Consider the following 11,387-nt stretch of genomic DNA (forward strand, 5'->3'; position numbering starts at 1 on the left):
TCACAAAATTTGTCATTTGACAAAAAGCAAACGGTGTCTTTTACGATTAAACATCTTTTATAAAATCTTCATACTCATAATAGAATCGCTCAAAGCCATCCATCTTATCGACAAAAAATTCAAAAGTCTGCTGCCATGTGTTTTTATTGAAAATGGAAACGCCGTGTTTTTCTGTCCAGATTCTGCTGATGACTTTTCCGTTCTCAAGCGTAAAATATTCTTCTTTGTGAAACTCTCCGATAAAATCTTTCAGAATATCTTCTAAAGACCATATTTTTTCATAATAAGCATTCCTGAATATCTCATCTTTCATTTCGATATCCAAAGAGACTTCGGCTTTTTTATTATCTGCATAAAACTTGAACGACATATCTTTGATCTTGGTATCATACAAAATCCATTTTCTCGGGAATGACTTTCCAAAAGCCGTCCAGAATTCTTTCTTTAACTGTTGTGCTTCCTGTTTACTGAACATAAGTACAAAGGTAGACAAAAATTAAGAGTCAGGTAAAAAGTAGAAAGAACCAAGTTAGAAAGGCCAAGGTGAAAGGAAAGGTAAAAAAATTAATGTCCAATTTTAGATATTCCCTGTACTTGATTCTTTCGCCTTTTTACCTGGCACTTTTGATCACATTCCACTTTTTTTCCTATTTTTGCTGTAATGCTGTCTAAAAAATCTCAATATGCTTTTAAGGCGCTGTCGTATCTGGTAGAAAAGAGGAACGATGGCCCTATTCTCATTTCTGAAATTGCAGCGCACAAGAAAATTCCTCTGAAGTTTTTGGAAAATATTCTTCTTGAACTGAAAAAAGCGGATATTCTTGATAGCAAAAAAGGAAAAGGAGGAGGATATTTCTTTAAAGAAAATCCTGAAAACGTAAAGCTGGCAAAAATCATCCGACTGGTAAACGGGCCGATTGCCCTGCTTCCATGCGTAAGCCTGAATTTTTATGAAAAGTGTGAAGACTGTAATGAAGACCACTGTAGTCTGCACGACGTGCTGATCGAGGTTCGGGATGCATCGCTGAATATTCTTGAAAGAAAAACTTTAATGGATCTGGTCGACTGACTTAGATCCTTTTTTTTGAATTATTAGTCTACTTTTTTTGGTGGGATAATAATTTTATTGGATATTTGCATTACTTCAAATGAATAAATTATGATTTCAAAAGAAGATGCAGAGACCCTGAAACAGCTTTCAGCAGAGGAGGGATTGAAATTTATTTCATCAAAATTTTCGGAAACCGCTGTTTTCTCAACATCACTTGGCCAGGAAGATCAGGTGATCACCGATATCATTTTCAGAAATAATTTGCCGATCAGGGTTTTTACACTGGATACGGGCAGACTTTTTTTACGAACACTACGAATTGCTTTCACAAAATAATGCGAGGTACAAAATAAAAACGGAAATCTATTTTCCGGATCCTTCAGATGTTGAAAAATTTGTAAATGAAAAGGGGATTAATGCCTTTTATCATTCCGTGGAAAACAGAAAAGAATGCTGTTTTATCAGAAAGGTTAAACCTTTAAATCGTGCCTTGGAAAATGCAGAAATATGGATTACCGGCTTACGGGCAGAACAGTCGGAAAACCGGGAGAATATGCCGGTGATCGAGTGGGATGAAGAACGCAGGCTCTATAAATATAACCCATTGATCAACTGGAATTATCAGCAGGTTCTGGTTTATCTTCAGCAAAACAATGTTCAGGAACTGCCTTTACACAAAAAAGGATATATCAGTGTTGGCTGTCAGCCATGTACAAGGCCTATCGTGGAAGGAGAAAATCCGCGTGCGGGGCGCTGGTGGTGGGAAAATTCACAAAAAGAATGCGGACTTCATACGCATTAATTCAAAATCTTTTATATTCAAAATGAATACATATCAATTAGATTATCTGGAACAGCTGGAGGCTGAAAGTATTTATATAATGCGCGAAATTGCAGCCCAGTTTGAAAAACCGGCACTGCTTTTCAGCGGAGGAAAAGATTCAATTACATTGGTTCATCTGGCCATGAAAGCCTTTGCGCCCATGAAGATTCCTTTTCCTTTGGTGCATATTGATACCGGTCATAATTTTCCGGAAGCACTTCAGTTCAGGGATTATATGGCAGAAAATATAGGAGCCGAGCTTATCGTGAGAAAAGTGGAAGATACCATTAAAACTAAAAAATTAGCCGAACCCAAAGGAAAATTTGCTTCCAGAAACTGGCTTCAGACCCATACTTTACTCGATACCATTGAAGAATTCGGTTTTGATGCGTGCATCGGCGGTGCGAGAAGAGATGAGGAAAAGGCGAGGGCAAAGGAACGCTTTTTCTCTGTTCGCGACGAATTCGGACAATGGGATCCGAAACTTCAGCGCCCTGAACTCTGGAATATTTACAACGGAAGAATCAATAAAGGTGAAAATGTAAGGATTTTCCCAATTTCCAACTGGACCGAATTGGACGTATGGAGCTATATCAAAAAAGAAAATATCCAGCTGCCTTCAATCTATTTTGCCCACAACCGTGATGTGATCGAGTATGACGGACAATTGATTGCGGTTTCAGATTTTATAGAAATTGATGAAAATGATACGATCGTTAATAAACAAGTAAGATACAGAACGGTAGGAGATATGACATGCACCGCAGCCGTGGAAAGCACTGCTGAAACGTTAGATGAGGTCGTAAATGAAATCACCGCTTCAAGAATCTCCGAGCGTGGCGAAACCCGAATTGATGATAAAGTGACGGAAGCCGCCATGGAAGACCGTAAAAAAGGAGGATATTTTTAATAAGTAATGAGCAATTGGTAATAAGTAATGCTAATCATACGGAAAACTTACTTTTAAAATTGAATATAAATTTTTAACATGAATGATAAGTAATATAAAATTTAACGAGTTCAAAAATTACTCATCACCCATTACTTATTACTCATAATTAAGAAAAAACATGGACATACTAAGATTTATCACTGCCGGAAGCGTAGATGACGGGAAAAGTACCCTCATCGGAAGGCTTCTCTATGACAGCAAAAATATATTGATCGACCAGCTGGAAGCGCTGGAAAAACAGTCGAAGAACAAGAATGAAAATGGAGTGGACCTTGCCATTTTAACAGATGGCTTAAGAGCTGAAAGAGAGCAGGGTATTACTATTGATATTGCCTACCGGTATTTTTCGACCCCAAAAAGGAAGTTTATTATAGCAGACGCGCCGGGACATATTCAGTACACAAGAAATATGATTACGGGAGCTTCGAATTCACAACTTATTGTGATTCTTATTGATGCCAGACAAGGCGTAATCGAGCAGACAAGAAGACATTCGATCATTGCTTCCCTGCTGAAGATAAAAAATGTTGTAGTAGCCATTAATAAAATGGATCTCGTAGAATATTCTCAGGAAGTTTTTAATGACATCAAAGCGCAATACGAGCTGGTGGCAAAAAAATTAGAATTGGATAATGTGAATTATTTTCCTATTTCGGCATTTCACGGTGATAATGTCGTTTCCGAATCTGAAAATATGATTTGGTACCAAGGCTCTACACTGCTCGATTTTCTGGAAAACGTTGAAGTTGATCATAAAAAAGACTTTGAAAATCCTAGATTTCAGGTGCAGTATGTGATCCGTCCGCAGACTGATGAACTGCATGATTACAGAGGATATGCAGGAGAAGTAATTTCAGGAACATATAAGAAAGGGGATGAAATTACCGTACTGCCTCAACATATTCAAACCAAAATTTCCAAAGTAGAAACCGGAGGAAAAGAAGTGGAGGTTGTTTTTGCCAATCAGCCCGCCGTTATCCATGTAGAAGATGATATTGATATCAGTCGCGGCGACTTTATTGTAAAATCCGGGAGCCTTCCGAAAGTGGAAAATGAAATAGAAGCAGTTGTCTGCTGGCTTGATAAAAAAGAACTTAATGAAGGCAATAAATATTTTATTCAGCATAAAAGCAAATTACTGAAAGCACTTGTCAAAGAAATTGAATATAAAATTGATGTCAATACTTTAGAAAAAATTCCTGTGACGGAAAGTATCAGGCTTAATGAGGTAGTAAAAGTGCGTCTGAAAACTGCTTCCCCGCTTGTATTTGACAGTTTTGAGGAGAGTAAAGCTACGGGAAATGCAATTTTGGTTGATGAAACAAGCAATTCAACGGTAGGAGCTGTCATGATCTTATAATATTTATACATTTTAAAATAAGCGCAATGATTATTTCCCGGAAAGTTCAGTTCAGACTCAACGTTTTTTTTGTAACGGTCGCTATATTGTCCGTTATCGTTTTTTCCATGTACGAACTGGGTTATCTGGATGAGCTTTTCATAATTCTTGCTAAAGACAACTATATTTTTTACTGGATGATGCTGGTGGGGGTTTTAGCAGAGGTCGTAGCGGGTTCTATGGGAATGGGATATGGTGTAATCTGTACGACAACCTTACTATTTCTCGGAATTCCACCTCATGCGGTGAGTGCCAGTATTCATTCGGCAGAGAGTTTTACGACGGCAGCAGGAAGCATCAGTCATATCAGGCTGAAGAATGTAAGTAAAAGTCTGGTAAAGAAGCTGGCGGTGCCTGCGGTTTTCGGAGCGATTCTCGGCGCTGTATCACTCACGTATCTGGGTGAATATTATTCCAAAATAACCAAAACAATTATCTCTTTCTACACATTATATTTAGGAATTCAGATCCTCTCCAATGCATTTAAAAATAAGCAGGATAAAAAATTAAAAAAGAAAACCAACCTTACAAGACTTGGGCTTGCCGGGGGGATTTATTGATTCTTTTGCCGGCGGTGGCTGGGGACCATTGGTAACGGGAACTTTAATTAAAAATTCCTTCACGCCGAGATTTGCAGTGGGAAGTTCTACGGTTGCCAAATTTATTCTAACGCTTACTGCTGCAATCACTTTTATTTTTACACTGGGAATTCAACATTGGAACATCATTCTAGGTCTCCTCATTGGCGGAATTTTTACCGCACCTTTTTTCTGCTATGCTGACGGCAAAACTGCCTGTAAAAAGTATGTTTATTGTTATTGGACTGTTAGTCATTATAATGAGTTCTATAACGATCTATAAATCTGTTTTTTAATGAAAATCTACTTGAGTGTGGAAAAATAAAAGGATTAAAAATATCTTCCGTTTTGAAAATATTTTACTTTTACATCATTAAAAAAATATTATGAATATACACGTCGTTGCCGTTTTTAAGTTTAATGAAAACTACTTGATGGAAGCTGTTGAACTTTTTCAGGCACTGGTAAAGGAAACCCGAAAAGAGGAAGGTTGTCTGAAATATGATCTCATTGAAGACAAAAACACAAAAGGAACATTCTTTATGATTGAATTATGGGAAACCGAAGAACACCTGAACCGTCATAGCGGACAGGATCATTTGTTGAATTTCAGGAAGGATGTTTCAAAAATGCTGGAAAGTTCTACCGTAGTTTACAAAGGATTTAAAACGCTTTAAGCTTATCTTTAAAATCATTACTTCGTTATAAAATATAAAAGGCTGCTCACCATCGCGAGCAGCCTTTCGTTAGAAAAAATAGAAAGTATTATTTTGAAAGTGAATTGTGAATAGTCAATAGTTAATTTTTAAAATTCACTGTTCAGAATTCAGAATTAGACCATTCACTATTCACTATTGACTTTTCTTATTTTACGATAAGTTTTTTTGTTTCAGTACTTCCTCCGAAAGTAATTTTTACCAGATAATTTCCTGAAGAAAGATGAGAAAGATTCAGATCCTGTTTGTAGAAACCTGTTTGATTGGTCAGTTCAGCAGAATATACTTTTTTCCCAGACAGATCGAAAACTTCTACATTTCCTTTGCTGCTAAGCTTTTTTTTAACATCAAATAAAACCGTCACCTGTTTGTCTGCGGTAGTAGGGTTCGGGTAAATTCCGAAAGATGCTTTTTTGCCGGCAGTCTCGGATGTTCCCAAAGTTGACGTAATATTTTTATATTTAAAATACATATTTCCGGTCTGAGATCCTTCATTGGAAATAAAGTACATCCTGTAATACTCAGATCCCTGTTTGATATAATATACCACGTCGCTGTAAACTCCTGAAGTCGGTTTCCAAGTGTGTCCTATTGCAGTAATATTACCTGAAAAAGCTGTAGAAGCTGGAATAGTAGCATTAGATGTAGCCTGCGTTTCAGGCTGAACTTTTGCTACAGTGATATTCGTATTCTGGATCACACCGGACATTCTGTATTTCATGGTAGCCGGTTGTCCTGTATTGGGATCAACGTATGGATAATCTGTCCAGTATCTTGTAAACATAAAGTCCCAGTTGGCTTTTGAAGGCTCAAGATTAGCTACTTTATCACCGGTAGTAAATGAAAAATAGTTAAAATAAGCATCATCGGTACCGTTGGCAATTGTTTTGGAAACGGTGGCATCCCATGATGAATTTGCTGCATTCCATTTGGCGTATTTAAAAGTATAACCTCCGAAATAATCGTCGATCATAAACTTATAAAAAGTGTTTGTGGAAACATATTTCAGTATAAAAATTACTTTACCCTCAATGTGATGGTTTGCGGGATTATATTCTCCCCAGCCATATGTCGCCGTACCCTGCTCAAAAGCACCTTCCTGAATCGTTGTTGCATTGTCAAGATTGTATAAAGGTGATCCGTAGGATGCAACACTATTTGTAGTGATGGTGTTCCAGTCGGCAGGATTATTTGAAGCCTGATACACTTCGATGTTCTGCGCATCATTAATTCTTGTTCCGAAATTCATGCTGGAGTTTCTGTAGAAAGCAATATCCCATGAATTGGCAGTTTGAGAAACCATATTGTTGGCACTCAGATCAAAAAATACACGGTTTTGATAGCTTGCGCCCATAGACATATTTACCGTTGTATATCCGTTGGCATCAACCTGAGAGAGGACAGACTGCTGCACTCCCACTGAAAGCATCGCAGCAAAAAGTAATCTTGTTTTCATAATATTAATGTAAATTATTATTTAGAATTATTCTACAAAACTATATAAATTATTTTTAATTATTCTAAATAAAATATGATTTTTGTCGTGTTTTATATTAAATTATGTTTGCATACAAATGTTTAACAGTAGTGCAAGATGATATAGAATATAAAAAAAACTGACTATGAAAATCATAATCAGCCTTCAAAAATTATGAGGTCTAATAAATCTTATTTCTTAATAAACTTGGATTTTAGAGCAGAACCTTCTGATGTTTCAATGATGATGTAATAAACACCAGTATGAAGGGTGCTGATATCAAAAGATCTTCCGGATAATTTGCCTTCGGCAACTTTTTGTCCTGCAGCAGAATATATCTGAATGCTTTTAGGGTCTTTTTTAGCAATAAAATCTAAAGCTGTATGATCAGTATTTACTGCAAATCGAATTTCTTCTTTTGATTTTACCTGGTCGGAAACCGCGAGGCTTGAAGCCTGATTATAAACAACATCGTCAATTTCAATTACCGTATGTGGAGCAAATGCCCCCACAAATTTAAACACAATATACTGTGAAGTTGAAGCTGTTACAGGAATGGTAATAGTCTGGAACGTATCACTTGTTAAGGTTGTTGCATTGGCCAGAGCTACAAATGTAGTCATATCAGTAGGGCTTGAAGCCAGACCTACCTGTACTGACCCTGGAGCAGAACCTGTATTTCTTCTTGCTTTAAACGTTAGCGTTTTATCACCTGCCGGAGCTACGATTTGTGGTGAAATCAAATATTCCGGGCTATTTTGATTGGCTCCTGAATAAGCCTGTACAAAATTATCAGTAGCATTATTGGCTACAATATTCATCATTGGAGGCGGATTGCCGACAGGTGCAGGATAAATGGCCGTCCATTGATTTTGCGGAAAAACAGATTGTCCCTGACCTTGTGTAAAACTATTAAAATTCTCATTAATTGTCGCTACTTGTGCATGGGCCGTAAGGGCTGCAAACATCAAAGTTCCTAAAAGTAGTTTTAATTTCATAACGTTATTTTTATTTAGAATTATTCCACAAAATTAATAATTTATTTTTAACTGTTCTAAATAAAGTTATATATTTGTCGAAAATTTTCCATCTATGAAGAAGAAAGTGCTTTCCATACTATCATTATCCACTATTTTATGGGTGAATGCACAGGAAAAAGATTCTTTAAAGCAAAAAGCGATCGATGAGGTTGTCATTACAGGACAATACATGCAGCAATCCATTAACAAATCCATTTATAAAGTTGAAGTGATTGATGCGCAACAAATTAAAAATATGGCAGTAACCAATGTTGCCGAAGTTCTGAATCAGAATCTTAATATTTTAATAGAACCGAGCAAAAGCTCCGGAAATTCCAGCGCGAATATCATGGGACTCAGTGGTGCCTATACAAAGATTCTTATCGATAATATTCCTGTGGTAAGCGATGAAGGAATGGGAAATCTGATCGACCTCACCAAAATCAATGTCAACAATATCGAAAGAATTGAGGTGGTAAAAGGCTCCATGGGCGTTGAATACGGAAATAATGCCGTTGCCGGAGTTATCAATATCATCACCAAAAAAAGCTATGGAAAAAAAATCACCGCATTAGCTTCTGTACAGGAAGAAACCGTCGGAAAAGACTATGATTGGATGAAAAAAGGAAACGGCCGACATATCCAGTCGTTGAATCTCGGATATAGAATTAATGACAACTGGTCGGTTTCCGCAGATATTAATCATAATGATTTCCAGGGATATAAAGGTTCTCTCAACGGATATAAATATTTCAGTGAGAGCAATGACGGGCAGCGTGGTTACGACTGGCAACCAAAAGATCAGCTCACCACAAACGGAACGATCCGGTACAGCAAAAACAATACAAACTTCTTCTACAAATTAAATTTCCTTACCGAAAAAATAAACTATTATAATCCTATAGTCACTGAACTTTATCTCGGCGGTGGTAACAGAACGTACACTTCGGAGGATAAAGATTACAATACCACAAGATGGATCCATCAGTTTAATATCCAGAGCAAACTGGGAAGAATCAACTACAACGGAGATTTTTCTTATCAGAGTCAGGAAAGAAAATCGCAGGTATATACTTACGATGTTCCCAACAGAGCGGAATTGTCAAGAGATTCTGAAATCACTTTTTACAAATCGGATGTGCTCTATTCAAGAGGAATGTTCAGTAATTTTTTAGACAATGAAAAAATCAATTTTCAGCTGGGCTATGAATTAGACAGAACAAAAGGTTTTGCCGATGCATCCACATTTGAAAGCAATAATAACGGGAAAAGTATTGATCGTACAATTTTTAATTATGCCAATTTCTTATCAGCAGAATGGAAGATCAACGATTGGCTGTCATTCCGTCCGGGAGTGAGATTAGCCTTGAGCAACAAATTCAATTCGCAGTACAATTATTCCGGAACTTTACGTTTTAAAACTTCTGAAAATTCAGACATTCGTACCGTCTTTGGTTCTGCCAACCGATTCCCGATTTATGATGAGCTTTATACCTATGTTGTAGATAATAACCACGATATCAGAGGGAACGAAAATCTAAAACCAGAAACTGGATATTCTGCCGGAGCATTCTGGGACTATGCTTTAACCAATTCCAGCGGTTGGAAATTTAATTTCAGCCTTTCGGGAATGTATCTGGATGTAAAAAACAGGATAGAAGATGTAGTCATCAACAACAGTCCGCTGCAAATCACTTATCTGAATGTTGATAATTACAAATCCATATTATTCGGAGGAGGAGTAAATGTAAGAAAAGGAAATTTAACATTAAATGCAGGAGTTTCCATAATGGGAATTTCGCAGTCCTTAAATACAGGAAATCTTCTTTCGCCGGATGATTACAATTATTATGCTGAAGCCAATCTTGCTGCCAATTATACTTTACCATCATCAAAAACCTTGTTTGCGTTGTATTACAAATATACTGGAACACAGAAACGATACACACACGAAGGAGATAAAGATAACCCTACAGATCCCGGACAATACATTCTGGGAGAAATCGGAGATTTTAATATGCTGAATTTCACCGTAAGTCAGCCATTCTTTAAAAATCACTTTGAAGTGAGTGCGGGAGTGAAGAATATTTTTGATGTAACGAGTGTAAGAAATACCATTCAATCCGGAAACAGTCACAATGCTGCTGCCGATCAGCAGAATCTGTTCTACGGAAGAAGCTACTTCGTGAGATTAAATTATAATTTTTAAATACATTAAAATGAAAAAAATACTGTTTTGCCTGTTGGTAGGAGCATCTTTTATATCACAGTCATGTATCAGTGACAATGAAGATCCTGTTGTAGTAGCTCCTTCAGAGGGAGCCAGAGTTGATCCGAACGTAGGGGGTGCTACTCAGCCCAACCAGGTTTGGTTTGATCTCGGTACTGAAACGGAAATTCTTACCAAAAGAACCGACTGGGATCTTGCGTTTTATTCAGGCAATGCTTTTAAGGTGGTATTAAACTCATCCATTATGATGGCTGCGGCCAAAATTCCCAATGCTAATGATATTGATGCTGTCACTGAAGCAAATGTTTCATCTTTAAAGACCCAGGTTCAGGTTGCTAATTTCAACCCTGCAAATGTTGCTTATATTGATGACGTCAATGGTAATTTCCCTTCCGGCTATACAGCTATCGAAGAAGTTAAAACAGTTGATTCGGAAAATGCGGTATATCTGGTGAATATGGGAAAAGAAATTTATTCCGGTTCTGTTCCTACCGGTTCCGTTACAACAGGAGGCGACAGCAGAGGCTGGATGAAAGTTCAGGTTACCAGAACGGCAAACGGTGGTTATAAAGTCAAATATGCAGAGCCGAATTCTACTTCTCATAGAGAATTGATTATTAATAAAAACAGTGCCTACAATTATAATTTTGTCAGCTTAAAAAATGACAAGGAAGTCCTCATTCAACCGGAAAAGAAAAAATGGGATATCTGCTTTACCGTATTCACCAATACAATTACCGGGGCGGGAAGCTATATTTATGCAGATTTTGTGACCATCAATAATGTGGGAGGAGCTGGAGCATATGAAGTAATTGTCCCTGCAACAACTTCCGGAGTAGAAGCATACAACAGTTTTAAAACTTCCGATATTGATCAGTCTAAATTTATTTACAACGATCAGCGAATTATCGGAGCCAACTGGAGAAATCCTGTCGGAGCAAACGGACTTGAAGTGTATGGTGACCGTTTTTACGTAGTTAAAGATGCCGAAGGCTATTATTTTAAGTTAAGATTCACAAGACTTACAAGTACTTCAGGAGAAAGAGGCTATCCACAATTCGAATACAAACCTTTATAAAATTACAAAGAATATTTAACGTCAGTAAACTTTGCTGAGTGAAATCGAAGATTCGACGAAGTCA

General features: G+C 37.2%; 13 protein-coding genes. 10 read left to right on the forward strand and 3 right to left on the reverse strand.

Annotation, left to right across the window (positions count from 1 at the left end; translation table 11 throughout):
• Positions 1 to 46 precede the first annotated feature (46 nt).
• Complete coding sequence (locus AAHI02_RS20570; RefSeq protein ID WP_346984756.1) at positions 47 to 475, reverse strand: DUF4268 domain-containing protein; 429 nt, start codon at positions 473 to 475, stop codon at positions 47 to 49.
• 186 nt (positions 476 to 661) lie between these two features.
• On the opposite strand from AAHI02_RS20570, the gene AAHI02_RS20575 reads away from it, so the two are divergent.
• From AAHI02_RS20575 to AAHI02_RS20610, 8 genes are all read left to right on the forward strand, one after another.
• On the forward strand, positions 662 to 1,069 hold the full coding sequence (locus tag AAHI02_RS20575) for an Rrf2 family transcriptional regulator (RefSeq protein ID WP_346984757.1): 408 nt from the start codon (positions 662 to 664) through the stop codon (positions 1,067 to 1,069).
• A gap of 90 nt (positions 1,070 to 1,159) precedes the next feature.
• Positions 1,160 to 1,387 (forward strand): hypothetical protein, encoded by a 228-nt coding sequence (locus tag AAHI02_RS20580; protein WP_346984758.1) that lies wholly within the window; start codon positions 1,160 to 1,162, stop codon positions 1,385 to 1,387.
• Complete coding sequence (locus AAHI02_RS20585; RefSeq protein ID WP_346984759.1) at positions 1,371 to 1,853, forward strand: phosphoadenylyl-sulfate reductase; 483 nt, start codon at positions 1,371 to 1,373, stop codon at positions 1,851 to 1,853. The genes AAHI02_RS20580 and AAHI02_RS20585 overlap by 17 nt, the downstream gene beginning before the upstream one ends.
• Before the next feature lie 22 nt (positions 1,854 to 1,875).
• Positions 1,876 to 2,784 carry a sulfate adenylyltransferase subunit CysD gene (gene cysD, locus AAHI02_RS20590; protein WP_346984760.1) on the forward strand — a complete coding sequence of 303 codons (909 nt, stop codon included), beginning with the start codon at positions 1,876 to 1,878 and terminating at the stop codon, positions 2,782 to 2,784.
• 160 nt (positions 2,785 to 2,944) lie between these two features.
• Positions 2,945 to 4,186 (forward strand): GTP-binding protein, encoded by a 1,242-nt coding sequence (locus tag AAHI02_RS20595; protein ID WP_346984761.1) that lies wholly within the window; start codon positions 2,945 to 2,947, stop codon positions 4,184 to 4,186.
• A 26-nt stretch (positions 4,187 to 4,212) separates the two neighbouring features.
• Positions 4,213 to 4,785 (forward strand): sulfite exporter TauE/SafE family protein, encoded by a 573-nt coding sequence (locus AAHI02_RS20600; protein ID WP_346984762.1) that lies wholly within the window; start codon positions 4,213 to 4,215, stop codon positions 4,783 to 4,785.
• The gene (locus AAHI02_RS20605) at positions 4,766 to 5,086 is read left to right on the forward strand and encodes a hypothetical protein (RefSeq protein WP_346984763.1); all 321 of its coding nucleotides are present in this window, start codon (positions 4,766 to 4,768) and stop codon (positions 5,084 to 5,086) included. The genes AAHI02_RS20600 and AAHI02_RS20605 overlap by 20 nt, the downstream gene beginning before the upstream one ends.
• 103 nt (positions 5,087 to 5,189) lie before the next feature.
• Positions 5,190 to 5,480, forward strand: coding sequence for a putative quinol monooxygenase (locus AAHI02_RS20610; protein ID WP_346984764.1), 291 nt, complete (start codon positions 5,190 to 5,192; stop codon positions 5,478 to 5,480).
• Between the two features lie 187 nt (positions 5,481 to 5,667).
• Here AAHI02_RS20610 and AAHI02_RS20615 read toward each other — a convergent pair whose 3' ends face one another.
• Together AAHI02_RS20615 and AAHI02_RS20620 are read right to left on the reverse strand one after the other, a co-directional pair.
• Positions 5,668 to 6,975 (reverse strand): T9SS type A sorting domain-containing protein, encoded by a 1,308-nt coding sequence (locus AAHI02_RS20615; protein ID WP_346984765.1) that lies wholly within the window; start codon positions 6,973 to 6,975, stop codon positions 5,668 to 5,670.
• Positions 6,976 to 7,187: 212 nt separating this feature from the next.
• Positions 7,188 to 7,994, reverse strand: a complete 807-nt coding sequence (locus AAHI02_RS20620) for a choice-of-anchor J domain-containing protein (RefSeq protein WP_346984766.1) — start codon at positions 7,992 to 7,994, stop codon at positions 7,188 to 7,190.
• 94 nt (positions 7,995 to 8,088) lie between these two features.
• On the opposite strand from AAHI02_RS20620, the gene AAHI02_RS20625 reads away from it, so the two are divergent.
• Positions 8,089 to 10,224 (forward strand): TonB-dependent receptor, encoded by a 2,136-nt coding sequence (locus AAHI02_RS20625; protein ID WP_346984767.1) that lies wholly within the window; start codon positions 8,089 to 8,091, stop codon positions 10,222 to 10,224.
• A 10-nt stretch (positions 10,225 to 10,234) separates the two neighbouring features.
• Entirely contained in the window at positions 10,235 to 11,323 is a 1,089-nt protein-coding gene (locus AAHI02_RS20630) for an HmuY family protein (protein WP_346984768.1), read from the forward strand.
• The last annotated feature ends 64 nt before the right edge of the window (positions 11,324 to 11,387 follow it).

Origin of the sequence: Chryseobacterium sp. POE27 (genome assembly GCF_039727685.1) — a bacterium.
Taxonomy (GTDB): domain Bacteria; phylum Bacteroidota; class Bacteroidia; order Flavobacteriales; family Weeksellaceae; genus Chryseobacterium.